Genomic DNA, 22,992 nt, shown 5'->3' on the forward strand with positions numbered 1-22,992 from the left:
AGGTGCCGAGTGGTGGGGCAAGAGCGTTTTGCTTACTTTTGCGCTTTTCAAAAGTGAGCCGCCGTCAGGGCGGAACCCTAAGTGGCCGTGACCGTAGTAACGGATATGTACTCGTTCCAATCCAACATCCTGGTCGGCCCAGAGGCCGCCATCGGGGGCAAGCCCCCTCCCACATTTGGACCTCAGAGCGTCAGGTAGATACGCGTTAGCTCCCTCGCCCCAGGTGCGGTGTCGCAACAAAATTGTGTAGATACCTATGCTCATCGGGGGCAAGCCCCCTCCCACAGGGGGCCGCATTTCAATTTACAGTTTGGCGAGGTCCGGGAGGTCGCCGGTCAGGCCCAAGGCCTGGCGTACAAACAGTGCCTTGGCTTCGGGAATCTGGTCGACGATCTTCAACCCGGCATTGCGCAACCAGCGCAGCGGCAGTTGATCGGCCTGAAACAGGCGCTCGAAGCCTTCCATTGCCGCCATCAGCGCCAGGTTATGCGGCATGCGCCGACGCTCGTAGCGGCTCAGCACCTTCACATCCGCCAGACGCTCGCCACGTTCGCTGGCCGCCAGCAGCACTTCGGCCAGCACCGCGGCATCGAGAAAGCCCAGGTTCACGCCCTGCCCCGCCAAGGGATGGATGACGTGGGCCGCATCGCCAATCAACGCCAGGCCTTCGGCCACGTAACGTTTGGCGTGACGCTGACGCAACGGCACGCAGACGCGCGGGTCGGCGCTGACCACCGTGCCCAGGCGCCCCTCAAAGGCGCGCTCCAGCTCACCGCAGAAGCGCTCATCGTCCAGGGCCATCAAACGCTCGGACTCCGCCGGCGTGGTCGACCAGACAATCGAGCACCAGTCCTCCTGCCCATCACGCACCAGCGGCAGGAATGCCAGCGGGCCCGTGTCGGTGAAGCGTTGCCACGCCGTGCGCTGGTGCGGCTGGCTGCTGCGTACGCTGGTCACGATGGCGTTGTGCAGGTAGTCCCATTCACGGGTGGGGGTGCCGGTCAGGCGGCGCACTGCGGAGTTGGCGCCATCGGCGGCGACCACAAGCGGCGCGCGCAGCTTGCGCCCATCGGCCAGGGTCAGCAGCCATTCATCGCCGGAGCGGCGCATCTGCTCCAGGCGCGCATTGGCCAACAGCCCCAGGTCACAATCATGCAGGCGGTCCAGCAAGGCATCCTGGATCACACGGTTCTCGACGATATGCCCCAGCACCTCGGCATGCACACTGGCCGCCGAGAAGTGGATCTGCCCGGTGCCGCTGCCGTCCCACACTTGCATCTGGCCATAGGGGCTGGCGCGGCGCTCGACGATGCCGTCCCACACGCCAAGGCGTTCGAGAATGCGCTGGCTGGCGGCGGACAGCGCACTGACCCGAGGTTCAAACGCCGCCGCCGGTTCGAACGGCTTGACGCTCAGCGGGCTGCCGTCAAGCAGCAATACCTGCAGGCCACTGCCCTGCAACGCCAGCGCCAGGGCGCTTCCGACCATTCCGGCCCCGACAATCAGCACATCTGCGCGCATGTCCATAGTCAAGCCTGTCTCGCTGGCGGCTTGCGCCGCACGTAAAGGGTTTTGTCGACCCGCGCCACCAGGGTGCCGGAGCCGTCATGAATCTGGACCTTGAGCCGAGGCAAATATTTCTCGCCATCGGCGGTCTGTCGACGAACCTCATCGAGCAGGGCGTCGTCGATGGAAAACTCGGCATACACCGGGCCTTTGCCCGGCGAGATGAAGTCGATGCTGGCGGCCTTGTCCCAGACAATGTAATCACGGCCCAGGTTCTCCATCAGCATCAGCATGTAGAACGGGTCGACCATCGAATACAGGCTGCCGCCGAACTGGGTGCCCACATAGTTGCGGTTATACCAGCCCAGGCCCATGCGCACCTTGACGTGACGAAAGTCGGCGCTCATCTGCTGCACGCTGACCCCGGCGCCCAGGTAGGGTGGATAGAGCGTCATCACCCAGCGCAGCAGCCGCGCCTTGCCCAGGCGCTGAATCAGCCACTTACGCATCGGGGCGCGTACCCAGGCCCATGGCCTGGCGGGCGAACCAGCGCTTGGCCGGCGGCAGCAGGTCCAGGCCGAGCAGGCCCATGTTGCGCCCCAGCGCCACCAACGGTTGGCCGCTGCCGAACAGGCGCGTGACCTGGTCGGAGAAACCCACGGTCAGTTGCTGGTCCAGGCGCTGGCGCTCGCGGTAGCGCTGCAGCGTCGCCAGGTCGCCCGGCACGGCAGGCCCGGCCAGCAGGGCTTCGGCCAGGGCGTTGGCGTCGCGCAGGGACAGGTTGAAACCCTGCCCGGCGATCGGATGCAGGCTGTGCGCCGCATTGCCGAGGACCACCAGATGCGAGCGGACCTGTTCTTCCGCTTCCACCAGCGTCAGCGGATACAGATGCCGCGCGCCTACCTGCTTCAGGGTGCCCAGGCGATAGCCGAACACGCCCTGCAATTCGCTGAGGAAACTGCGCTCGTCAAGGCCCGCCAGGCGCTGGGCGTCCATGCCCATACGGGTCCAAACCAGCGCGCAGCGGTTGTCGGGCAGCGGCAGCAAGGCCATCGGCCCTTCATCGGTGAAGCGCTCGAACGCTTCGCCATTATGGGCTTCGCTCGGGGTGATGTTGGCGATCAGCGCGCTCTGGTTATACGGGCGCGTCTTGACGCCGATGCCCAGTTGTTCGCGCAGGCCCGAGCGGCCGCCGTCGGCCAGTACGGCAAGGTCGCATTCGAGCACGGTTTCATCGTTGAGGGTCAGGCGGTAGCCATCAGGCAGCGGCTCCATGCGCGTGACTTCCGCCGGGCAGCGCCAGCTGACCACCTCTTTATCCAGGCCTTGCCACAGGCATTGGCCCAGCCAGGCGTTTTCCACCACGTAACCGAGGGCCGGCACACCCTCTTCCAGGGCTGACAGACGCGCGGTGGAGAAACGTCCACGGTCGGACACATGAATCTGCTTGATCGGCTCGGCGCGACGGGAAATGTCCTGCCACACGCCCAGGCGCTGATAGATCTGCCGGGCACCAAAGGACAGCGCCGAGGAACGCGCATCGTAGCTCGGCTGATAACTGTCGCCGGGCGCGAAGGGCTCGATCAGTGCGATTTTCCACCCTCGCGCCTTGGCCCCGGCCTGCAACGCCAGCGCCAGGCTGGCGCCCACCAGGCCACCGCCGATGATCGCCAGGTTGACCCGGCTCATCGGGCAGCCGCCATCAGCGCTTCGATCTCGGCCACCGTCTTGGGCACCGCGCCGGTCAGAATTTCACAGCCTTGCTTGGTCACTATCACGTCGTCCTCGATGCGTACGCCAATGCCACGCCACTTCTTCGCTACGTTCTGGTTATCCGGTGAAATATAGATCCCCGGCTCCACGGTCAAGGCCATGCCGACTTCCAGCACGCGCCATTCACCGCCGACTTTGTACTCGCCCACATCATGCACATCCATGCCCAGCCAATGACCGGCGCGATGCATGTAAAAGGCGCGGTAGGCTTCGCTGGCGATCAGTTCGTCAACCTCGCCTTGCAGCAACCCCAGCCTGACCAGCCCGGCCGTGATGACCTGCACGGTCGCCTCATGCGCCTGGTTCCAATGCTTGTTCGGCGCGATCTGCGCGAAAGCGGCTTCCTGGGAGGCCAGCACAATCTCGTAGATCGCCTTTTGCTCGGGCGAAAACCTGCCGTTGACCGGCCAGGTGCGAGTGATGTCACTGGCGTAGCAGTCGATCTCGCAACCGGCATCGATCAATACCAGGTCACCGTCCTTGAGCAGCGCGTCATTCTGCTGGTAATGCAGGATGCAGCTGTTGCGTCCGGCCGCCACGATGGAGCCATACGCCGGCATTTTCGCGCCACCCTTGCGGAACTCGTAGTCCAGCTCGGCCTCCAGGCTGAACTCATGCAGGCCGGCACGGCTGGCCTGCATCGCGCGCACATGGGCGGCGCAGGAAATTCGCGCCGCCTCGCGCATCACCTTCACTTCCGCCGCCGATTTATACAGGCGCATGTCGTGCAGCAAATGATCCAGGGCAACGAATTCGTTCGGCGGCTGGGCCCCCAGGTGCGCCTTGGAGCGGATCACGTTGATCCACTCCATCACATGCCGGTCGAATTCGGCATTGCTGCCCATGGCCGAATACACCCGGTCACGGCCTTCAATCAGGCCTGGCAGGATGTCATCGATATCGGTAATGGGAAACGCGTCGTCAGCGCCAAAATCGCGGATCGCGCCTTCGGTACCGGCGCGCAGGCCGTCCCACAATTCACGTTCGGCGTTGCGTTCACGGCAGAACAGCACGTACTCGCCATGCTGGCGACCGGGCATCAGCACGATCACCGCCTGCGGTTCAGGGAAGCCGCTCAGGTACTGGAAGTCGCTGTCCTGGCGGTAGACATGCTCCACATCACGGTTGCGAATCGCCACGGCGGCGGCCGGCAGGATCGCGATGCTGTTGGGTTCCATCTGCGCCATGAGCGCCTTGCGGCGACGGGTGTATTCCGCTCTGGGGATATGGATCATGGGCAGATGGGCTTCCTTTTTCAGTGCAGCGACGGCTTGGGCGCCGCAGGTTCAGCGGACTTCCTGGTCTCGGTGAACAGCAGCAACGGCGCCACGCGCAGGTATTCCATGACTTCCATGTAGTCACCCTCGCCGTCTTCGGATTCTTCCAGGGCGTCTTGCACCTGGGAGATGGCCGCCAGGTCCTGCAACACTTCCTTGGCGTCGGTGCTCAGTTCCAGGCCGCCGGCATTCACGCCGAAACCGTGGAGGAAGCCCTGGCACCATTGACCCAGTGCAGCGGCACGCTCGGCGAGCGGTGCGTCGTCGGTCGGCAGCAGCAGGACCACGGTGACGTCATCACCGGTCAGCTCGCCCTTGACCATCTCTTGCAGGCCGATCAGCGCGTTACGCACGTTCTCGGTCGGTTCGGTTTCCAGCAGCTCGGCCACATCGGCCAGCCAGTTGTCGGCATCGAAGCCCACGCCGGTGCAACTGCGGCCCAACAGCACGCCATGCAGTTCGGCAGGCGAGCAAGGATGACCGCTGGTGCTCAGCAGTTTGGAAAAAGCGTCGTACGGGGAGTTCTGAATGGGCATGGTGAGCTAGGCGCCAGACGGCGCAATGTCTAGAATGGAGCGCTGTATCCTAGCACCGGCAGACGCACCAAGACTATCGAGGGCGTCAGATCGTTTATCCTGAAGTTGCCATTCATCAGACAAAATCCAGTGGAACCCAATGGAAGACACCGACCTGCAAGCGCTGATGGCCAGACTCGAACTGCTAATTGATCGGGTCGAGCAACTTAAGAGTCAAAACGGACTCCTATTAGCTCAGGAAAAGACCTGGCGCGAGGAACGCGCTCACCTCATTGAAAAAAACGAAATCGCCCGGCGTAAGGTCGAATCGATGATTTCGCGCCTGAAGGCCCTGGAGCAAGACTCATGAGTTCAAGCAATAGCGTTACCGTGCAGATCCTCGACAAAGAGTATTCGATCATCTGCCCCCAGGAGGAGCGCAGCAACCTGGTGAGCGCTGCCCGCTACCTGGACGGCAAGATGCGTGAAATCCGCAGCAGCGGCAAAGTAATCGGCGCCGACCGCATCGCCGTGATGGCTGCACTGAACATTACCCACGACCTGCTGCACAAGCAGGAACGCCCTGACGCGCAGGCCAGCGGCTCGACCCGCGAGCAGGTGCGTGACCTGCTCGAACGCGTCGACCTGGCGCTTTCCACCGATTCCGACGCACCCAAGGGCTGATTGCCGAGTCTGTTTAAGGTATACTCGCCTCACTCCCTGGCGTGTTTGCCAGTCGGCGATGTCCCGGAGCCGATTCGCACTACCCTGGAAGTTGCACGTTGGGCTGGTGTGCATGTCCGCTAGACGGAAAGCCTTAAAGCCTACTGCTTCTTCCACCTTGAACTTTCGGGTTCAAGGGCTTAGTCGACAGCGGCTCTGCCGGGGAGCCTGAATTCCCAAACTCAATGCCAGTCTTCGGACTGGCATTGTTTTATGAGCCGAACAGCCATGACCGAACCTGCGCCGCTTTCCCGTCCGCAACTTCGACGCCTGTTGCGCAAAGCACGCCGCGCTCTGACACCGAGCGAGCAGCGTCAGGCCGCGCAAGGTCTTTACCGGCAACTGGCACAGCACCCGCTGTTTCGCCGGGCCAGACATATTTCCCTGTATCTACCGACGGACGGTGAAATCGATCCGCGCCTGCTGCTGCGCGCTGCCCAGCGCCGGGGCAAGGCCACCTACCTGCCGGTACTGAGTGCGTGGCCGCGTACCAAAATGGTGTTCCAGCGCGTGCGGCCTGGGGATAAGTTGCTGCCCAACCGCTTTCGTATTCTCGAACCTCGGGCCGATGCCCACCGCCAACGCAAAGTGTGGGCGCTGGACCTGGTGCTGCTGCCGCTGGTGGGGTTCGATAATGAGGGTGGGCGATTGGGCATGGGCGGCGGTTTCTATGACCGCAGCCTGGCTTACCTGGCCAGGCGCAACACGTGGCGCAAGCCGACGCTGCTGGGGTTGGCCCATGAATGTCAGCAAGTCGATCGCTTGGCGCAGGCGAGTTGGGACGTGCCGCTGGCGGGCACTGTCACCGAAAAGCAATGGTATGTAGCAGAAACGCCGCCGGAACCAGCGACGCTTTAAATCGCGTTAACGCTTGAATTGCTGCTGCACAGGCGAAAGCTCAACCGGTGCATCGGTCTTGTTCGACCACAAGCTCTGGGCATACCCGGTGGTCACGACACCCAGACCAAACAAAATAACCAATATCCATAGTAAATCCGGTTTACGTTGCATCGATTGCCCCCCTTCAGGCATCTCGTACACGATGACAACAACGTTCCAAAGTAGTCCGTTGCAGCTGCGCCAAGCTTGAAGCCCGGCATTCTGCGGTAACGTGAACCAACACGCAAACCTTGACGCCAACCGACTGTCGGTTTGTCATGGGATTGCCCGACAACTTGCCCAATGCCTTTTTCAGGAGCGCAAAAATGGCCTACTGGTTGATGAAATCCGAGCCCGACGAACTCTCGATCAAAGGCCTGGAAACGCTCGGTGAAGCCCGCTGGGACGGGGTGCGCAATTACCAGGCGCGCAACTTTTTGCGGGCCATGGCGGTGGGCGACGAATTCTTCTTCTACCACTCCAGCTGCCCCGAGCCAGGCATTGCCGGCATCGGCAAGATCGCCAAGGCCGCCTATCCCGACCCCACCGCACTGGAACCAGAAAGCCACTACTTCGATGCCAAGGCCACACCGGAAAAAAACCCGTGGAGCGCAATTGACGTCGCGCACGTGCAGACCTTTCCCAAGGTGCTGGGCCTGGGCTACCTGAAACAGCAGGCCGCGCTGGCCGAACTGCCTCTGGTGCAAAAAGGCAGCCGGCTCTCGGTGATGCCGGTCACTGCCGAACAGTGGGCGGCAGTCCTGGCGTTGCGTTGAAGGGTTACTGAATGATCAGGTTGTTGAACAACAGGTCTTCCACCATCGGCTTACCGGTCTCATCGTTCATCACCTGCTGCGTCTGTTTCAACGCTTCCTGGCGCAGCTTTTCCTTGCCTTCAACCGTGCTCATGGCTTCGTTGGTCTGCTGGGTAAACAGTGCCACCAGTTGGTTGCGAATCAACGCATCATTGGCTTTGACCGCTGCGGCGGCTTCGGTGCCGGTGACGCGCAGAGCGATGTCGGCCTTGAATACCTTGAGTTTTGCCGTGCCATCCAGGCCGTAGTTGCCCACGAACGGCGGCGTCAGGCTGATATAGCTGACCTTCGGCGCCTCGCCCTCTTTGGCCTCTTTGGCTTCTTCGGCCTGGGCGACCATCGGCAAGGTCAGGGCCAGCATCAACAGGATCCACGCTTTCACAGTTCATTCCTCGAATTCGGTTGCCGGGTAGCATAACGCTAGCAAGGCTGAGCACAAGCTTATGGGGGCTTATCAGGCGCGGGCATGCTTGTTGACCCACGGGCGTACCCTCCTACACTTATCGGCCACGACGCCAAAAGGAATAGTCCGATGAAAGCTGTGCTGTGCAAAGCCTTCGGCCCCGCCGAAACCCTGGTGCTGGAAGAGATCGCCAGCCCCGCGATCAAGAAGAACGAAGTCCTGCTGGACGTGCACGCGGCCGGGGTGAATTTTCCGGACACCCTGATCATCGAGGGTAAATACCAGTTCAAGCCGCCCTTCCCGTTTTCTCCGGGTGGCGAAGCGGCGGGCGTGGTGAGTGACGTCGGGGAGAAGGTCAGCCACTTGAAAGTCGGTGATCGCGTGATGGCCCTGACCGGCTGGGGCAGTTTTGCCGAGCAGGTGGCGGTGCCGGGCTATAACGTGCTGCCGATCCCGCCGAGCATGGACTTCAACACCGCCGCCGCCTTCAGCATGACCTACGGCACCTCGATGCACGCGCTGAAACAGCGCGCCAACCTGCAACCCGGCGAAACCCTGCTGGTGCTCGGCGCTTCCGGTGGCGTGGGCCTGGCCGCCGTGGAAATCGGCAAGGCCATGGGCGCCCGGGTGATCGCCGCCGCCAGCAGCGCCGACAAACTCGCGGTGGCCAAGGCGGCCGGCGCCGATGAGTTGATAAATTACAGCGAAGCCAACCTCAAGGATGAGGTCAAGCGCCTCACCGACGGCAACGGCGCCGATGTGATCTACGATCCGGTGGGTGGTGACCTGTTTGACCAGGCGATCCGCTCGATCGCCTGGAATGGCCGTCTCTTGGTAGTGGGCTTTGCCAGCGGGCGCATCCCCGAATTGCCGGTGAACCTGGCACTGCTCAAGGGCGCGGCAGTGGTGGGCGTATTCTGGGGCTCGTTTGCCCAGCGTCAGCCGCAGGACAATGCGGCCAATTTTCAGCAACTGTTCACCTGGTATGCCGAGGGCAAGTTGAAGCCGCTGGTGTCACAGGTGTACCAGCTGGAACAGGCGGCCCAGGCGATCAATGACCTGGGGCAGCGCAAGGCGGTGGGTAAGGTTGTCGTGCAAACCCGTTGACGGAAGTGGAATGCCGTCAATGTGGGAGGGGGCTTGCCCTCGATAGCAGTGGGTCAGCCAGCAATGACTAACCTGATACACCGCCATCGAGGGCAAGCCCCCTCCCATATCTGATCCTCAACGACCCACACTTACCTATTCGCGACATGTTCATAAGAGAACATGCAATTGCTCCCATTTCCTGTGTTTGCGGATAAGAGGCGATGCTATTTTCGGTAACGAAACTGTAACATTCGCATCCGCAGTCAAAACAAGAAATTTGGAGCCCTTGAATGTTTGCTTTCTTCCGACCTGCCGCACACCAGGCGCCCCTGCCTGAAGAAAAAATAGACAGCACCTACCGACGCCTGCGCTGGCAGATCTTCGCCGGTATTTTCTTCGGTTACGCCGGCTATTACCTGCTGCGCAAAAACTTCTCCCTGGCCATGCCCTACCTGATCGACGAGGGCTATACCCGCGGTGAGCTGGGCCTGGCGATGTCGGCCATCGCGATTGCCTACGGCCTGTCCAAGTTCCTCATGGGCCTGGTGTCCGACCGCTCCAACCCGCGTTACTTCCTGCCCTTCGGCCTGCTGGTGTCAGCGGGGGTGATGTTCATTTTCGGTTTCGCGCCTTGGGCGACGTCCAGCGTGACCATGATGTTCATTTTGCTGTTCATCAACGGTTGGGCCCAAGGCATGGGCTGGCCGCCAAGTGGGCGGACCATGGTGCACTGGTGGTCGCAGAAAGAACGCGGCGGCGTGGTCTCGGTGTGGAACGTGGCGCACAACGTCGGCGGCGGCCTGATCGGTCCGCTGTTCCTGCTGGGCATGGCCTGGTTCAATGACTGGCATGCGGCGTTCTACGTCCCGGCCACGGTGGCGCTGGCAGTGGCGGCGTTTGCCTTCATCACCATGCGCGACACGCCGCAATCGGTTGGCCTTCCGCCGATCGAGCAGTACAAGAACGACTACCCGGAAGGCTACGACGCCAGCCACGAAGACGAATTCAGCGCCAAGGAAATCTTCGTCAAGTACGTGCTGCGCAACAAAATGCTGTGGTACATCGCCCTCGCCAACGTGTTCGTCTACCTGCTGCGCTACGGCGTACTGGACTGGGCGCCGACCTACCTGAAAGAAGCCAAGCATTTCACGGTCGACAAGTCGTCCTGGGCGTATTTCTTTTACGAGTGGGCTGGTATCCCGGGCACGCTGCTGTGCGGCTGGATGTCGGACAAAATCTTCCGTGGCAATCGCGGCCTGACCGGCATCGTGTTCATGGCGCTTGTGACCGTGGCGACTCTGGTTTACTGGCTCAACCCGCCGGGCAACCCGATGGTCGACATGATCGCGCTGGTCTCCATCGGCTTTTTGATCTACGGCCCGGTGATGCTGATCGGCCTGCAGGCGCTGGAACTGGCACCGAAGAAAGCCGCCGGCACCGCGGCTGGCTTCACCGGCCTGTTCGGCTACCTGGGCGGTTCGGTGGCGGCGAGCGCGGCGATGGGCTACACCGTGGACCACTTCGGTTGGGACGGTGGTTTCGTGCTGCTGATTGGCGCGTGCGTGCTGGCGATCGCCTTCCTGATCCCGACCCTGTGGCACACCAACAGCGTCAGCTCGGCGCGCTAACTGCCCGGGCAATCCTTCGCACAACGCTTGAGCCGCGCCTCCAGGTTTTTATCTGGCATGGCGTGGCTACGCAGGGCGTTCACGGTCTGCTCGACATAATCGCGAGTAGTGCCGTAACGCCCGCAAGCGCTTTGCAGCACATGGTTCAGTACGATATCGGGCAAGTTGCCGGCATAGCTGGGCAAGTGCCGCTCCAGCACAAATCCCAACGCCTGCACCTGACTGCCATCTTCCAGGCGGCAACTGAGCCAGTGCGGCTTGTAGGAGGGGTAAGGCATTTCGCGTTGCCATAACGCATACAGCGAAGCCTCCAACTGATCTTCCGGCAAGCGGTAGGCAAACCCGCTGCACGAACCGCCCCGATCCAGCCCGAAGACCAGGCCCGGCAACTCCGGCGTACCCCGGTGCTCGTGGGACCACAGGTACAGGCCACGGTGATAACCGTGAACCCGTGCGCGCACCCGCTCGCTCGACGAACATTCAGGACGCCAGATCAACGAACCATAGGCAAACAGCCAGACCGGCCCACCCTTATGCCGGGCCATGGTGGCCTGCATCGAGCTCATTAATTGTTCGTGAGTGAGTTGCGGCCCAAGATCGAGCCGCGGAGGGTAAGCCAACTGCAAAAGATCGGTTTCAATGGCGGTCATGGCGAAAAGCGTTGCGCCTCCTGTGTGCTACCAGTTGTAAGCGACTTTACCGTAATAAAACGCGCCGCTGTAACCGTACGGCGAAAAAGTGCTGTAGGCCAGGTTGCCGCCGCTGCTGGCGTAGGCATTGACCTTCTCGGGGTATTTATCGGTGACGTTGTCGCCGCCGAGCGTGAAGGTCCAGTTCTTCAACTTGTAGTCCGCCGACAGGTCCAGCACCCAGGCTGCCTTGAAGGTCTGGTCGTTGACCTTGTCCGCCTGGTAGCTGGTGAACTCACCATAGCGCACCAGGTTGCTGTGCAGCGCCCAATTGCCGAAGGTGAAGTCGTTGCCCAGGCTCAGCTTGTGCTGGGGTGTGGTATCGCCGAGCAGGCCGATGCGCTCGCGACGGTCCACCCGCACCAGGTTGGCGCCCAGGCTGTCGAGGACGGCCGGATTGGCCTTCACATCGGTGACCTTGGTGTGGTTGTAGTTGTAGCCCACGGTGCTGTTCCAGCGAATACCGTTATCGAACTGATAGCGATAGTTGGCCACCAGGTCGACACCGTCGGTGCTGGTGTCGGTGGCGTTGGTGAAATAACGCGCTGTGGTGTAGTTGATATTGCCGACACCGTTAGCTTGCAGGTAGGCCACCGTCGCCGGATTGAGATTCAGGTTGGACGACAGGCTGATGCGGTCGCGTATGTCGATGCGGTACACATCCAGTGTCACCGTCAGGTCGTCGGCAGGCTCCAGCACCAGGCCAAGGCTGTAGTTACGCGATTTTTCAGCCTTGAGGTCTTCGGCACCGAGCAGGCGCGCCACTTGGCTGTTGGCCGGGAACGTGCCGGCCTCCTGGATCGTATTACCGATCAATTGCGATGAGGTATAGGCGAAGTTCTGCTGGGCCAGGGACGGCGCGCGAAAGCCATTGGAAATGCTGCCGCGCAACGCCACTTGCGGGGTGAAGTCGTAACGCGCCGACAGCGAACCGCTGAGGTTGGAGCCAAAATCGCTGTAGTCCTCATGGCGCACGGCGGCCGAGGCGCTGAGTTTTTCGGTGAAGTGGGTTTCCAAATCCAGGTATTGCGCCCAATTATGCCGCGTACTGGTGCCGGCATCGGCATCGCGGAACCCGCCAAGGCCAGAACTGCCGGTCTGGTAGTAGGACGCGGGCTCACCTGCCTGGATTTCATAGCCCTGATGCAGGTATTCACCGCCGAACGCCACGGCCACCGGGTACGGCAGCCAGCCCAGATCAAACTCACGGGACAGGTCCAGGCTGACTTGCTTCTGCTCGTTGCTCAGGGTGCCGTTGTTGAATTTGCGCGGCGTCGCCAGGCCCAGAGAGGTGTTGATGGTTTCGGTGCCGAGCTCGTACTGATTCTTGCCGTAGTTGGCCGACAGGTCGTAGTGCCAGTCGTAGGCGAGCAGCCCGCGCAGGCCCACCACCAGCGAGGTGTCTTCCAGGTTGCCCTTGATCAGCGGCAGGTAGCCGTTGGGGTTGAGTGCCGCAATATTGTTGGAAGCGTTGCTGGCGCGGTAGAACGCTGCCGTCTCGCCGCGGCGCTTGCTGTAGCCACCGAAACTGTAGAACTCGGCGGCATCGTTGAAGGAATATTCCGAGTTGAACTGGAATTTGCCCTCATTGGTGGCCGGCTCGCCTTGACGGAATACACGCTGGCCGTAGGTGGTGGAACCGACGCTGCCTGGGCGGTAATCATTGCCGGCACGGTTGGTGTAATCGTTGTCGGCACCTTCGGCCGACAGATTGATAAAGCCGTTTTCGCCCAATGCCAGGCCCGTATTGCCGCTGACATTACGCTGGATGCCGTCACCTTTTTTGTACCCGCCGAACCGAGTGGAGATCGAACCGCCCTGGTCGTCGTGCTTGAGGATCACGTTGATCACGCCGGCGATCGCGTCGGAGCCGTAACGTGCCGACGCGCCATCGCGCAGCACTTCGATGTGGTCCACCGCCGACAGTGGGATTGCATTCAGGTCCGCCGGTGCCGAACCGCGACCGACCGCACCGCCGAGGTTGACGAAAGCGCTGGTATGACGGCGCTTGCCGTTGACCAGTACCAACACCTGGTCCGGTGACAAACCGCGCAACTGCGCCGGGCGTACCAGCTCGGCGCCATCCACCAGGCTCGGCCGTGGAAAGTTGATCGATGGGATCAGGCGCGCCAGCACCGCGCCCAGCTCGTCGGAACCGGTACTGCGCAGGGTTTCGCCGGAGATCACATCGATTGGCGACAGCGAAGCACTGGCGGTGCGCTCCTGGGCGCGGGTGCCGGTCACGATGACCGTATCCAGTTGGGGCGCATCGACGGCGGACGTTTCATCCGCCAGAACGGGATTGAATCCCACGGTGGTCAGCAAATTGGCCGACAAAATCGCCGTGTATAACGCGTGTTTTCTGTAGCTCCCCATACCGCTCCCTATGAATCAATTAATAGAACTTCAACGCTCTGAGTTCGTACGATCGATCCGGCTGGCGGGCGGTAGCGGTCAGTGATTGGTGGCTGTGGATGAAGTCGGTAGTCCGTTGGCATATAGCCTAAAGATATTCATCGAATAAAATAAATACCTTAAAAGAATAAGCGAAGGCATAAGCACCCTCCCCCGCTCATCAGCCACTGCGACGGCAATCCGAGCGCTTTCAGCCCAGGTTCAGCCTGAGCAGCGGGCAATCCGCCAAAATGCCGCACACATCACGACCCACTTAGCCGCTCACCCAATCGACTATCGAGGCCGCTCATGCACAAAATCCGCTTGCCTGGCCTGTTGTTCCTGGCCCAGGCCACCACTGCACTGGCAGCTGAAACCCCACCGGCAAACGACGACAAAGGCTTCTGGTACGCGCAGACCAGCGTCTACACCCGGCATTTCGCGCCCGACCCCGAGCACAACAACCAGCAAAACCTGCTGGGACTGGAGCGCAACGAAGCGTCGGGCCTGGTCTATGGCGCGGCGACCTTTCGCAACTCGTTCAGGCAACGCGCCTACTACGCATACGCCGGCAAGCGCTATGACATGGCCGAGTACCCGGTGTACCTGAAGGTCACGGGTGGGGCGATCCAGGGTTATCGCGGCAAGTACCGTGACAAGATCCCCCTGAACCGTTATGGCGTGGCGCCCGTCATCATTGCGTCCGTGGGCACGCATTACGGGCCGATGGCGGCAGAACTGGCGTTGCTGGGGTTCAATGCAGCGATGGTGACGACTGGACTAAGATTCTGAACGGGCGCAAATCAATGTGGGAGGGTGCAAGCCCTGTCTGTAGGAGCGAGCTTGCTCGCGAAAACCGTCAACGATAACGCGTGTTTTCTGAATGAACGCGGTGCCTGTGAGTTTTTCGCGAGCAAGCTCGCTCCTACAGAGGGCGGCATCAGGGCAAGCCCCCTCCCATACGTTGATTACGTCAGGGACGCGGGGCGTAGGCGAATACGTCGGCGCGCATCTGGTGCGCATCCATCCCGGCGTCGACCAACGCATCCAGCGTGCCGTAGATCATCGCCGGTGATCCGCTGGCGTACACGTGCACGGCCTTGAGGTCGGTAATGTCTTCGCACACGGCTTCATGCAGCAAGCCGCAGCGCCCTTCCCAACCGCACAGGTCACTGACGACTTTGTGCAGGAACAGGTTGGGCAGTTGCCGCCATTGATCCCAGTGCTCGATCTCGTAGAAATCTTCCGGGCGACGCACGCCCCAATACAGGTGCACCGGGTGCTTGAAGCCGGAAGCCCGGCAATGCTCGATCAGGCTGTGCATCTGGGCCATGCCCGTGCCGGCGGCGATCAGCACCAGCGGCCCGTCCGGCAACTGGGCCAGGTGGGTGTCACCGAACGGCAGTTCAACCCGCGCCATCCGGTTGCGCTGTAGCTGCTCCAACAGGTTGCGTGCGCTGTCCTCACGGGCCAGCACATGCAGTTCCAGCTCGCGGCCGCAGTGAGGTGCCGATGCCAGGGAAAACGCCGACTTCTCGCCGTTCTCACGCTCGATCATCAGGTACTGCCCGGCGTGGTAACGCACCGCCTTGCCAGCCGGCGCCCGCAGGCGCACGCGCCACACATCGCCGCCGACTTCCACGCATTCGCTCAACTGGCACGACAATTTGCGCACCGGCAACTCCCCCGGCGCCAGCACGCCATCCCACAACACAATGCAATCTTCCAACGGCTCGGCGATGCAGGTGTAGAACTCACCATGATCGCGCACTTCACCGCCCTGCTGCACACGGCCCTCCACCAACAGCGCCGCACACACGTGGCACACGCCGTTGCGACACGCCTGCGGGCATTCGTAGCCCAGGCGGCGCGCGCCGTCGAGGATGCGTTCGCCGGGGTTCAGTTCCAGTACCGCGCCGGAAGGTTGCAGGGTTACACGCATCAATCTATTCCCAATTCTTTCCAGATTGCATCGACGCGAGCAGTCACGGCGTCATCCTTGACGATGACCCGGCCCCACTCGCGGGTGGTTTCACCCGGCCATTTGTGAGTGGCATCCAGGCCCATTTTCGATCCGAGCCCCGACACCGGCGAAGCGAAGTCGAGGTAATCGATCGGCGTGTTGTCGATCATCACCGTGTCGCGCTTGGGGTCCATGCGCGTGGTAATGGCCCAGATCACGTCGTTCCAGTCGCGGGCATTGATGTCGTCGTCGGTGACGATAACGAACTTGGTGTACATGAACTGTCGTAAAAACGACCACACACCCAGCATTACCCGCTTGGCATGGCCTGGGTACGACTTCTTCATGGTGACGATGGCCATGCGGTACGAGCAACCTTCCGGCGGCAGGTAGAAGTCGGTGATTTCCGGAAACTGCTTTTGCAGGATCGGCACGAACACCTCGTTCAACGCCACGCCAAGGATGGCCGGCTCATCCGGTGGCCGGCCGGTATAGGTGCTGTGGTAGATCGGCTTGATCCGATGGGTGATGCGCTCAACGGTGAGCACCGGAAAGCTGTCGACTTCGTTGTAATAACCGGTGTGGTCACCGTAAGGCCCTTCATCGGCCATTTCACCGGGATGAATCACACCTTCCAGGATGATTTCGGCGGTGGCCGGCACTTGCAGATCGTTACCGCGACACTTCACCAGCTCGGTGCGGTTACCGCGCAGCAGGCCGGCGAAGGCGTACTCGGACAGGCTGTCCGGCACCGGCGTCACTGCGCCCAGAATAGTGGCCGGGTCGGCGCCCAGCGCCACGGAGACCGGAAATGGCTGGCCCGGGTGTTTTTCGCACCATTCGCGAAAATCCAGGGCGCCGCCACGGTGGCTCAGCCACCGCATGATCACCTTGTTGCGGCCGATCACTTGCTGGCGGTAGATGCCGAGGTTCTGGCGGTCCTTGTTCGGACCTTTTGTGACGGTCAGGCCCCAGGTGATCAGCGGGCCGACGTCGCCGGGCCAGCAGGTCTGCACGGGGAGCATGGCCAGGTCGACGTCATCGCCTTCGATGACCACTTCCTGGCACACCGCGTCCTTGACCACCTTGGGCGCCATGGCAATGATCTTGCGGAAGATCGGCAGCTTCGACCAGGCGTCCTTCAAACCTTTGGGCGGCTCGGGCTCCTTGAGGAAGGCCAGCAGCTTGCCGATCTCGCGCAGTTCGCTGACCGCCTCGGCGCCCATGCCGAAGGCGACGCGCTCGGGAGTGCCGAACAGGTTGCCGAGCACCGGAATGTCGTAGCCGGTCGGGTTCTCGAACAACAGCGCCGGGCCCTTGTTACGCAAGGTACGGTCGCAAATCTCAGTCATTTCCAGTACCGGTGAAATCGGCATCTGGATACGTTTCAACTCTCCGCGCTGCTCAAGTTGCTGCACGAAATCCCGAAGATCCTTGAATTTCATTAACCATGCCACCCGTAAAATAGGCGTACATCCTACCTGCTCTCGAGGCGGCTGGCAGCTTAATTGGCCGTCAGCCCCCGTGACTGCAGCGAACTGAACAGCGGTTCCATAAAGGCCTCGATATGCCGCGCGCCCACTTCAGACAGGTGGTTATCGTCGGTGTACAGCGCACGCCCGTTGAGCTCGACCCGGCACAAGCCATCGGTGCCGCACAGCGAGGGCGCCGGGTCCAGCACCGCGACGCCGCTGTCGGCGGCCGCCAGTTCGTCGAACAACTGACTGATAAACGCCTGGCGCTTGAGATGCTTGGCTACGTCGAGACCTTCGCCGTCAAACGGTCGGTGCATCATTGCCAGGCGACTGAGGCGGTAAGGCACGATGATTTCCTGCAGCGGCACCTCCTTGACCAGCCAGACCTTGTGCCCCGCAGCGCGCAGCGCCTGAATGCGCTCGCGCATCCCCTGGGCAAAGCGTTGCTCAGCCACAGCCTGCACGTACTCGCCGGTGCTGGGGTCTTTGAGCGCATGCTCTTTGTCACCCGACATTTGCCCGTAGACATACAGGCTCCAGCGCGCCGCCAACACCACATCGCTGATTTTCTTTTCGGTCATCGCCTTCTCGACGCGATGGTTGAAATGCGCACACCGGGCAATGTTCTCAAGGCCATCCAAGGGGATGCAGCCGGCAAAGCTGGCTTCAATCACGCTGATATCATGGCGATCAGCGCCCTCTTTGAGCGCCGGAATCAGCGCGGTGGCGTGACTGTCGCCCCATACCAGCGCCGAAACCGACTGACTTTTGGGACCGAAATGGCAGAACAACCGCTCATCGGGCGTGTCCTTGTCAGCCATGCACGCCATCAGCTCAGGGCTCCACTTCTTTGCCTTCGCGAAAATCAACGCCTGCTCAGACAAGCGCGACGGCACACCGTCGAATTCACGGATCGCCAAGCCAGTAAAGCCCAGCCCCAGGATGCCGACCACGGCTGAAGCAAGAATCGCCTTACGCGAGGCCAGCAAGCGTTTTTCCCGGAACGGCGTTTCCACGAAGCGCCAGGACAGGTAGCCCAGCACCAACGAAAGCAGCATCAAGCCGGCCAGTTCCAGGACGCTCAAGCCATCCACCGCGGCATAGCTGGCGTACACGAACACCGGCCAATGCCACAGGTACCAGGAATAGGAAATCAGCCCGATACCAACCATCAGCCGCGCACTCAACAGGCGCCCGACCCAGGTGTATTGCTGCCCGTTGGCCCAGATCAACCCGACCACGCCCAGCACCGGCAATAGCGCGGCCGGGCCGGGGAACGGGGTTTTCGCGTCGTAACCGAATACTGCGATCAGGATCAGTGCCATGGAGGCCAGGCTGACCCCCTGGGCCAGGGCAGGCGAAGCGCGCCATTGATATTTGGGCATCACCGCCAGCATCGCACCGGCCAGTAATTCCCAGGCACGCAGGTGCAGCAGGAAGAAGGCTTTTTGCGGCTCGTGCTCAACCGCCCAGACGCTCATGCCAAACGAGCCCAGCAGCACCGCGAACAGCGCCAGGCGCCAGTGCTTCAGGCGAGCTGAAAGCAGCGTGAGCAACAGCGGGAAGAAAATGTAGAACTGCTCTTCTACCGCCAGCGACCAGGTGTGCAGCAGGGGCTTTATGTCAGAAGCTGCATCGAAGTAGCCATGCTGGCGCGAGAACAACAGGTTGGAGGTAAAGGTCACCTGATAGTGCGCAGACCGCCCCAACTCTTCGTAGTCCTTGGGCGCCAACAGAAACCAGCCCACCGCGAGTGTGGCCGCAATCATTACGAACAGCGCCGGCAGGATGCGCCGTGCGCGCCGAGCCCAGAAGTCGATGAAACTGAAGCGCCCGGCCTGACGCTCACGCCAAATAATGGACGTGATCAAAAAGCCGGAAATGACGAAGAAGACATCGACGCCAACGAAACCGCCGGTGAGGCCAGGAACGCCGAAGTGAAACAGCACGACTGCGAGGACAGCGATGGCACGCAGGCCGTCAATGTCCCTGCGGTAAGCAAGAGTGGTCATAAGAATTGTGGTCAGTCTGTGACGAAAGGAGTGAGCGTAGTCGCGGATACAATTTTTGTTACTTAACGGACACTTATGCCATAAAAAACGATGAATCTCGACGCAAAAAAAATGGCGCCCCGGGCGGGACGCCATTTTTCGGACCTGAAACGCCGTATTACTTGCGTTTCATCGACAGGAAGAACTCGTCGTTGGTCTTGGTGGTTTTCAGCTTGTCGATCAGGAACTCGATAGCGGCCACTTCGTCCATCGGGTGCAGCAGCTTGCGCAGGATCCACATGCGCTGCAGTTCGTCGTCGGCGGTCAGCAACTCTTCGCGGCGCGTGCCGGAGCGGTTGATGTTGATGGCCGGGAACACACGCTTTTCAGCGATACGACGGTCCAGGGGCAGTTCCATGTTGCCGGTACCCTTGAACTCTTCGTAGATCACTTCGTCCATCTTCGAGCCGGTTTCAACCAGCGCGGTGGCGATAATGGTCAGCGAACCGCCTTCTTCGATGTTCCGCGCGGCGCCGAAGAAACGCTTCGGCTTCTCCAGGGCGTGGGCATCGACACCACCGGTCAGCACCTTGCCGGAGCTCGGGATCACGGTGTTGTAGGCACGGGCCAGACGGGTGATGGAGTCGAGCAGGATCACCACGTCTTTCTTGTGCTCGACCAGGCGCTTGGCCTTCTCGATCACCATTTCGGCAACCTGTACGTGACGGGTTGGCGGCTCATCGAACGTCGAGGCAACCACTTCGCCACGCACAGTGCGCTGCATTTCGGTCACTTCTTCCGGACGCTCATCGATCAACAGTACGATCAGGTGAACTTCAGGATTGTTGCGCGCGATGTTCGCTGCAATGTTCTGCAGCATGATCGTTTTACCGGCTTTCGGCGGCGCGACGATCAGGCCACGCTGGCCCTTGCCGATCGGCGCGCACAGGTCGATCACACGACCGGTCAAGTCTTCGGTGGAACCGTTGCCGGCTTCCATCTTCATGCGCACAGTCGGGAACAGCGGGGTCAGGTTCTCGAAGAGAATCTTGTTTTTCGCGTTTTCCGGACGATCGAAGTTGATCGTGTCGACCTTGAGCAGGGCGAAATAACGCTCGCCTTCCTTCGGCGGTCGGATCTTGCCAACGATGGTGTCGCCGGTGCGCAAGTTGAAGCGACGGATCTGGCTCGGCGAGACATAGATATCGTCTGGGCCGGCGAGATAGGAAGCGTCTGCAGAGCGGAGGAAGCCGAAGCCGTCCTGGAGAATCTCCAGCACGCCATCACCGGAGATTTCCTCGCCGCTTTTCGCGTGCTTCTTGAGCAGGGAGAAAATCACGTCCTGCTTGCGCGAACGGGCCATATTTTCTATGCCCATTTCTTCGGCCAGTTGGAGCAGGTCGGTAATCGGCTTTTGCTTGAGTTCAGTCAGATTCATATAGGAATGACGTAATCATTTATGGAGGGGGGAAATTAAGCTTTTGGCTTAATGAGGCCGCGCCGCAGAGAAGGCGACAGGATCGCGTACTAATCGAAAAGGAATGCGTCGGCGACGGCTTGCAGGGGGCAGTGGAGAAACCAGTGCGGGGCCGAATGTACCACCTGAATTTCGGAGCGTCTAGCCCTGTTTTACGAAAAAGCCCCGAGATTTTCGGGGCTTTTTTGGCGACGCTTAGATGTTGGCGTCGAGGAAAGCTTGCAGCTGGGACTTCGACAGCGCGCCCACTTTAGTGGCTTCGACGTTGCCGTTCTTGAACAGCATCAACGTTGGGATACCACGCACGCCGTGCTTGGCCGGGGTTTCCTGGTTGTCGTCGATGTTCAGCTTGGCAATGGTCAGCTTGCCTTCGTAAGTGGTTGCAATGTCGTCCAGGACCGGAGCGATCATTTTGCAAGGGCCGCACCATTCAGCCCAGTAGTCAACCAGCACCGGGCCGGCAGCCTTGAGTACTTCGGCCTCAAAGGTCGCGTCGGTGACGTGCTTGATAAGATCGTTGCTCATGGATGTCTCCGGATTGTAAGCAAAAAAAACGTTGCCCATCATAGCCGCCCTTCCCCCGTTCAGGAAGCCGCCTCTGATTGAGTGTTGCTATGGCCGCGCATGACTTTGAATATCGCCCGCTCACGGCGAGACAGGTGTGACGAAGGCAATGCCCGTGCGCATCGCCGCATTACGTACATGTTCCTGCATGGTTTTCTGCGCTGCCGCACTGGTGCGCCGGGCCAGGGCGCGCAGGATCTTGCGATGTTCCTGCCAGGTTTCCATGGCGCGTTCCGGCCGGATGAACGGTAGTTTCTGGCTTTCCAGGAAGACCTCGGCGCTGGCGCTCAGGATACTCACCATCGCCTGGTTGCCGCTGGCCAGCAGGATGCGCCGATGGAACTCGAAGTCCAGCCGGGCGGCGCTTTCAAAGTCACCGGCCTTAAGCACCTTGCGCATTGCTTCGACATTGTCCTGGAGGCTGTCGAGTTCATCGGTGGTCAAGGTGACCGCCGCCAAACCGGCTGCGAACCCTTCAAGGGCGTAACGCAGCTGGAAGATATCCAGCGGCGTGGCCTGCGCCGCAAACGGCCAGGCGAGTTCGGACGGCGGCTGCGGTACCTGCACGAACACGCCCTTGCCCGGCTGCACGCTGACCACACCCAGGGCGCTCAAGGACGATAACGCTTCCCGCAACGACGCCCGACTGACGCCCAGGCGCAGCGCCAGATCACGTTGAGAAGGTAATGCATCGCCCGGCCCGAAGCCCTGCTCCTTGATCAGTTTGCGGATGGCCTGCAGGGCCGCCTCCGGTACGGCTTGAGCGATGGAATTCATGGAAAACTCAAGGTTGCAGTCGATTGAGTGACTAGTTGTAAAGCTATTCATGTCTGCCGGCAAGCCACGCCCCAAAGGGGCTCGCGCGCTTTTCACGGCGCTCGAAAAGGGTGCGAAAAGCTCAACGACTGTTCAGACCAGTAAGACCATCTCATCTCAACGACTGCGTGTCTTACAGCCTCTTCCAAGAGGGCTGGCATGGGCTGTGCACTGAGCAAATTCAGAAAATTCCTTCGCCCTTCTCGGAGAGTTGCCATGACCAAGCGCTACAGCGCCCTGCTCACTGCCCTGTTTGCCAGCCTGATGCTGAGCCAGGCACCCGCCCAGGCCAACGGTCTGGACGATATCGTCGCCCGTGGCACCCTCAAGGTTGCTGTGCCGCAGGACTTCCCGCCATTCGGTTCGGTAGGCCCCGACATGAAACCCCGCGGCCTGGACATCGACACCGCCAAGCTGTTGGCCGACCAACTCAAGGTCAAGCTGGAGTTGACCCCGGTCAACAGCACCAACCGCATCCCGTTCCTCACCACCGGCAAGGTGGACCTGGTGATCTCCAGCCTGGGCAAGAACCCCGAGCGCGAAAAAGTCATCGACTTCTCCAGGGCCTACGCACCTTTCTACCTCGCCGTATTCGGCCCGCCTGACGCCGCCGTCAGCAGCACCGACGACCTCAAGGGCAAGACTATCAGCGTGACCCGTGGCGCCATCGAGGACATCGAGCTGACGGCTGTCGCCCCCAAGGAGGCGACCATCAAGCGCTTTGAAGACAACAACTCGACCATCGCCGCCTATCTGGCCGGCCAGGTCGACCTGATCGCCAGCGGCAACGTGGTGATGGTGGCGATCAGTGAGCGCAATCCCAAGCGCGTACCGGCGCTGAAAGTGAAGCTCAAGGACTCGCCGGTGTACGTCGGCGTGAACAAGAACGAGCCGGCGTTGCTGGAGAAGGTCAACCAGATCCTGGTCGCGGCCAAGGCCGACGGCAGCCTTGAAAAGAACGCGCTGCAATGGCTCAAAGAGCCCTTGCCTGCCGACCTCTAAGCCGGAGTTGATC

The 22,992-nt window shown here is 61.1% G+C and carries 23 protein-coding genes and 1 other RNA gene; 9 read left to right on the forward strand and 15 right to left on the reverse strand.

Going from position 1 to position 22,992, the window contains the following annotated elements; translation table 11 throughout:
• Nucleotides 1-303: 303 nt before the first annotated feature.
• From BFP96_RS21305 to BFP96_RS21325, 5 genes are read right to left on the reverse strand one after another with little or no spacing between them, the layout of a single operon-like run.
• A complete protein-coding gene (locus tag BFP96_RS21305) occupies nt 304-1,521 on the reverse strand; it encodes a 2-octaprenyl-3-methyl-6-methoxy-1,4-benzoquinol hydroxylase (RefSeq protein ID WP_163003354.1) in 1,218 nt (405 codons plus the stop codon).
• Between the two features lie 8 nt (nt 1,522-1,529).
• Nucleotides 1,530-2,015 carry a DUF4442 domain-containing protein gene (locus tag BFP96_RS21310; RefSeq protein ID WP_065887025.1) on the reverse strand — a complete coding sequence of 162 codons (486 nt, stop codon included), beginning with the start codon at nt 2,013-2,015 and terminating at the stop codon, nt 1,530-1,532.
• Nucleotides 2,008-3,195 carry a 2-octaprenyl-6-methoxyphenyl hydroxylase gene (gene ubiH, locus BFP96_RS21315; RefSeq protein ID WP_065936959.1) on the reverse strand — a complete coding sequence of 396 codons (1,188 nt, stop codon included), beginning with the start codon at nt 3,193-3,195 and terminating at the stop codon, nt 2,008-2,010. The genes BFP96_RS21310 and ubiH overlap by 8 nt, the downstream gene beginning before the upstream one ends.
• Nucleotides 3,192-4,514, reverse strand: coding sequence for a Xaa-Pro aminopeptidase (gene pepP, locus BFP96_RS21320; protein ID WP_065936960.1), 1,323 nt, complete (start codon nt 4,512-4,514; stop codon nt 3,192-3,194). The genes ubiH and pepP overlap by 4 nt, the downstream gene beginning before the upstream one ends.
• 20 nt (nt 4,515-4,534) lie before the next feature.
• On the reverse strand, nt 4,535-5,092 hold the full coding sequence (locus BFP96_RS21325) for a YecA/YgfB family protein (protein ID WP_057723388.1): 558 nt from the start codon (nt 5,090-5,092) through the stop codon (nt 4,535-4,537).
• 139 nt (nt 5,093-5,231) lie between these two features.
• Here BFP96_RS21325 and BFP96_RS21330 point away from each other — a divergent pair, with 139 nt between their 5' ends.
• From BFP96_RS21330 to BFP96_RS21345, 4 genes are all read left to right on the forward strand, one after another.
• On the forward strand, nt 5,232-5,441 hold the full coding sequence (locus tag BFP96_RS21330; protein ID WP_003177365.1) for a TIGR02449 family protein: 210 nt from the start codon (nt 5,232-5,234) through the stop codon (nt 5,439-5,441).
• A complete protein-coding gene (locus BFP96_RS21335; protein WP_065887022.1) occupies nt 5,438-5,755 on the forward strand; it encodes a cell division protein ZapA in 318 nt (105 codons plus the stop codon). The genes BFP96_RS21330 and BFP96_RS21335 overlap by 4 nt, the downstream gene beginning before the upstream one ends.
• 30 nt (nt 5,756-5,785) lie before the next feature.
• Nucleotides 5,786-5,964: non-coding RNA, 6S RNA (gene ssrS, locus BFP96_RS21340), on the forward strand.
• Nucleotides 5,965-6,022: 58 nt separating this feature from the next.
• Nucleotides 6,023-6,652 carry a 5-formyltetrahydrofolate cyclo-ligase gene (locus BFP96_RS21345; protein WP_065898119.1) on the forward strand — a complete coding sequence of 210 codons (630 nt, stop codon included), beginning with the start codon at nt 6,023-6,025 and terminating at the stop codon, nt 6,650-6,652.
• A 6-nt stretch (nt 6,653-6,658) separates the two neighbouring features.
• On the opposite strand, the gene BFP96_RS30950 is transcribed toward BFP96_RS21345, so the two are convergent.
• Nucleotides 6,659-6,805: a hypothetical protein gene (locus tag BFP96_RS30950; protein ID WP_015886446.1), complete on the reverse strand. Its 147-nt coding sequence runs from the start codon at nt 6,803-6,805 to the stop codon at nt 6,659-6,661.
• Between the two features lie 194 nt (nt 6,806-6,999).
• On the opposite strand from BFP96_RS30950, the gene BFP96_RS21350 reads away from it, so the two are divergent.
• Nucleotides 7,000-7,449 (forward strand): EVE domain-containing protein, encoded by a 450-nt coding sequence (locus BFP96_RS21350; RefSeq protein ID WP_065898118.1) that lies wholly within the window; start codon nt 7,000-7,002, stop codon nt 7,447-7,449.
• A 4-nt stretch (nt 7,450-7,453) separates the two neighbouring features.
• On the opposite strand, the gene BFP96_RS21355 is transcribed toward BFP96_RS21350, so the two are convergent.
• Nucleotides 7,454-7,870 (reverse strand): flagellar basal body-associated FliL family protein, encoded by a 417-nt coding sequence (locus BFP96_RS21355; protein WP_065893899.1) that lies wholly within the window; start codon nt 7,868-7,870, stop codon nt 7,454-7,456.
• Nucleotides 7,871-8,020: 150 nt separating this feature from the next.
• On the opposite strand from BFP96_RS21355, the gene BFP96_RS21360 reads away from it, so the two are divergent.
• Together BFP96_RS21360 and glpT are read left to right on the forward strand one after the other, a co-directional pair.
• Nucleotides 8,021-8,998, forward strand: a complete 978-nt coding sequence (locus BFP96_RS21360; RefSeq protein WP_065936961.1) for an NADPH:quinone oxidoreductase family protein — start codon at nt 8,021-8,023, stop codon at nt 8,996-8,998.
• A gap of 272 nt (nt 8,999-9,270) precedes the next feature.
• Nucleotides 9,271-10,608, forward strand: coding sequence for a glycerol-3-phosphate transporter (gene glpT, locus BFP96_RS21365; protein ID WP_065887017.1), 1,338 nt, complete (start codon nt 9,271-9,273; stop codon nt 10,606-10,608).
• On the opposite strand, the gene BFP96_RS21370 is transcribed toward glpT, so the two are convergent.
• Nucleotides 10,605-11,258, reverse strand: a complete 654-nt coding sequence (locus tag BFP96_RS21370) for a gamma-glutamylcyclotransferase (protein WP_065887016.1) — start codon at nt 11,256-11,258, stop codon at nt 10,605-10,607. The two genes, glpT and BFP96_RS21370, sit on opposite strands and share 4 nt — an antisense overlap.
• A gap of 27 nt (nt 11,259-11,285) precedes the next feature.
• Nucleotides 11,286-13,673 (reverse strand): TonB-dependent receptor plug domain-containing protein, encoded by a 2,388-nt coding sequence (locus BFP96_RS21375; RefSeq protein ID WP_065898117.1) that lies wholly within the window; start codon nt 13,671-13,673, stop codon nt 11,286-11,288.
• Between the two features lie 327 nt (nt 13,674-14,000).
• Here BFP96_RS21375 and BFP96_RS21380 point away from each other — a divergent pair, with 327 nt between their 5' ends.
• Entirely contained in the window at nt 14,001-14,483 is a 483-nt protein-coding gene (locus BFP96_RS21380; protein ID WP_065898116.1) for a sn-glycerol-3-phosphate transporter, read from the forward strand.
• 181 nt (nt 14,484-14,664) lie between these two features.
• On the opposite strand, the gene BFP96_RS21385 is transcribed toward BFP96_RS21380, so the two are convergent.
• The 6 genes from BFP96_RS21385 to BFP96_RS21410 form a co-directional block, all read right to left on the reverse strand.
• Nucleotides 14,665-15,633 carry a CDP-6-deoxy-delta-3,4-glucoseen reductase gene (locus BFP96_RS21385; protein WP_065893903.1) on the reverse strand — a complete coding sequence of 323 codons (969 nt, stop codon included), beginning with the start codon at nt 15,631-15,633 and terminating at the stop codon, nt 14,665-14,667.
• Complete coding sequence (gene ubiD / locus BFP96_RS21390) at nt 15,633-17,099, reverse strand: 4-hydroxy-3-polyprenylbenzoate decarboxylase (RefSeq protein WP_065936962.1); 1,467 nt, start codon at nt 17,097-17,099, stop codon at nt 15,633-15,635. Before ubiD ends, BFP96_RS21385 begins: the two co-directional genes overlap by 1 nt.
• A gap of 59 nt (nt 17,100-17,158) precedes the next feature.
• Nucleotides 17,159-19,141: an acyltransferase family protein gene (locus BFP96_RS21395; protein ID WP_065936963.1), complete on the reverse strand. Its 1,983-nt coding sequence runs from the start codon at nt 19,139-19,141 to the stop codon at nt 17,159-17,161.
• A 157-nt stretch (nt 19,142-19,298) separates the two neighbouring features.
• Nucleotides 19,299-20,558, reverse strand: a complete 1,260-nt coding sequence (gene rho, locus BFP96_RS21400) for a transcription termination factor Rho (protein WP_003176825.1) — start codon at nt 20,556-20,558, stop codon at nt 19,299-19,301.
• Between the two features lie 234 nt (nt 20,559-20,792).
• Nucleotides 20,793-21,122 carry a thioredoxin TrxA gene (trxA, locus tag BFP96_RS21405; protein ID WP_015886460.1) on the reverse strand — a complete coding sequence of 110 codons (330 nt, stop codon included), beginning with the start codon at nt 21,120-21,122 and terminating at the stop codon, nt 20,793-20,795.
• A gap of 120 nt (nt 21,123-21,242) precedes the next feature.
• Nucleotides 21,243-21,938 (reverse strand): FadR/GntR family transcriptional regulator, encoded by a 696-nt coding sequence (locus tag BFP96_RS21410; protein WP_065887010.1) that lies wholly within the window; start codon nt 21,936-21,938, stop codon nt 21,243-21,245.
• Between the two features lie 255 nt (nt 21,939-22,193).
• Between BFP96_RS21410 and BFP96_RS21415 the strand changes: the two genes are divergently transcribed.
• Nucleotides 22,194-22,979, forward strand: coding sequence for a transporter substrate-binding domain-containing protein (locus BFP96_RS21415; protein ID WP_065887009.1), 786 nt, complete (start codon nt 22,194-22,196; stop codon nt 22,977-22,979).
• Nucleotides 22,980-22,992: the final 13 nt, after the last annotated feature.

It is taken from the genome of Pseudomonas sp. 34 E 7, from assembly GCF_900005715.1.
GTDB classification, from domain to species: Bacteria; Pseudomonadota; Gammaproteobacteria; order Pseudomonadales; family Pseudomonadaceae; genus Aquipseudomonas; species Aquipseudomonas orientalis_A.

Excerpts from the sequence above, each read along its gene's own strand:
- glpT (WP_065887017.1), top strand. The coding sequence starts at position 9,271 with ATGTTTGCTTTCTTCCGACCTGCCGCACACCAGGCGCCCCTGCCTGAA.
- pepP (WP_065936960.1), bottom strand. The coding sequence starts at position 4,514 with ATGATCCATATCCCCAGAGCGGAATACACCCGTCGCCGCAAGGCGCTC.
- BFP96_RS21310 (WP_065887025.1), bottom strand. The coding sequence starts at position 2,015 with ATGCGTAAGTGGCTGATTCAGCGCCTGGGCAAGGCGCGGCTGCTGCGC.
- BFP96_RS21380 (WP_065898116.1), top strand. The coding sequence starts at position 14,001 with ATGCACAAAATCCGCTTGCCTGGCCTGTTGTTCCTGGCCCAGGCCACC.
- BFP96_RS21395 (WP_065936963.1), bottom strand. The coding sequence starts at position 19,141 with ATGACCACTCTTGCTTACCGCAGGGACATTGACGGCCTGCGTGCCATC.
- BFP96_RS21350 (WP_065898118.1), top strand. The coding sequence starts at position 7,000 with ATGGCCTACTGGTTGATGAAATCCGAGCCCGACGAACTCTCGATCAAA.
- BFP96_RS21385 (WP_065893903.1), bottom strand. The coding sequence starts at position 15,633 with ATGCGTGTAACCCTGCAACCTTCCGGCGCGGTACTGGAACTGAACCCC.
- BFP96_RS21330 (WP_003177365.1), top strand. The coding sequence starts at position 5,232 with ATGGAAGACACCGACCTGCAAGCGCTGATGGCCAGACTCGAACTGCTA.
- trxA (WP_015886460.1), bottom strand. The coding sequence starts at position 21,122 with ATGAGCAACGATCTTATCAAGCACGTCACCGACGCGACCTTTGAGGCC.
- BFP96_RS21335 (WP_065887022.1), top strand. The coding sequence starts at position 5,438 with ATGAGTTCAAGCAATAGCGTTACCGTGCAGATCCTCGACAAAGAGTAT.
- BFP96_RS30950 (WP_015886446.1), bottom strand. The coding sequence starts at position 6,805 with ATGCAACGTAAACCGGATTTACTATGGATATTGGTTATTTTGTTTGGT.
- BFP96_RS21360 (WP_065936961.1), top strand. The coding sequence starts at position 8,021 with ATGAAAGCTGTGCTGTGCAAAGCCTTCGGCCCCGCCGAAACCCTGGTG.
- BFP96_RS21410 (WP_065887010.1), bottom strand. The coding sequence starts at position 21,938 with ATGAATTCCATCGCTCAAGCCGTACCGGAGGCGGCCCTGCAGGCCATC.
- BFP96_RS21345 (WP_065898119.1), top strand. The coding sequence starts at position 6,023 with ATGACCGAACCTGCGCCGCTTTCCCGTCCGCAACTTCGACGCCTGTTG.
- BFP96_RS21415 (WP_065887009.1), top strand. The coding sequence starts at position 22,194 with ATGACCAAGCGCTACAGCGCCCTGCTCACTGCCCTGTTTGCCAGCCTG.
- BFP96_RS21325 (WP_057723388.1), bottom strand. The coding sequence starts at position 5,092 with ATGCCCATTCAGAACTCCCCGTACGACGCTTTTTCCAAACTGCTGAGC.
- BFP96_RS21370 (WP_065887016.1), bottom strand. The coding sequence starts at position 11,258 with ATGACCGCCATTGAAACCGATCTTTTGCAGTTGGCTTACCCTCCGCGG.
- rho (WP_003176825.1), bottom strand. The coding sequence starts at position 20,558 with ATGAATCTGACTGAACTCAAGCAAAAGCCGATTACCGACCTGCTCCAA.
- BFP96_RS21305 (WP_163003354.1), bottom strand. The coding sequence starts at position 1,521 with ATGCGCGCAGATGTGCTGATTGTCGGGGCCGGAATGGTCGGAAGCGCC.
- BFP96_RS21375 (WP_065898117.1), bottom strand. The coding sequence starts at position 13,673 with ATGGGGAGCTACAGAAAACACGCGTTATACACGGCGATTTTGTCGGCC.
- ubiD (WP_065936962.1), bottom strand. The coding sequence starts at position 17,099 with ATGAAATTCAAGGATCTTCGGGATTTCGTGCAGCAACTTGAGCAGCGC.
- ubiH (WP_065936959.1), bottom strand. The coding sequence starts at position 3,195 with ATGAGCCGGGTCAACCTGGCGATCATCGGCGGTGGCCTGGTGGGCGCC.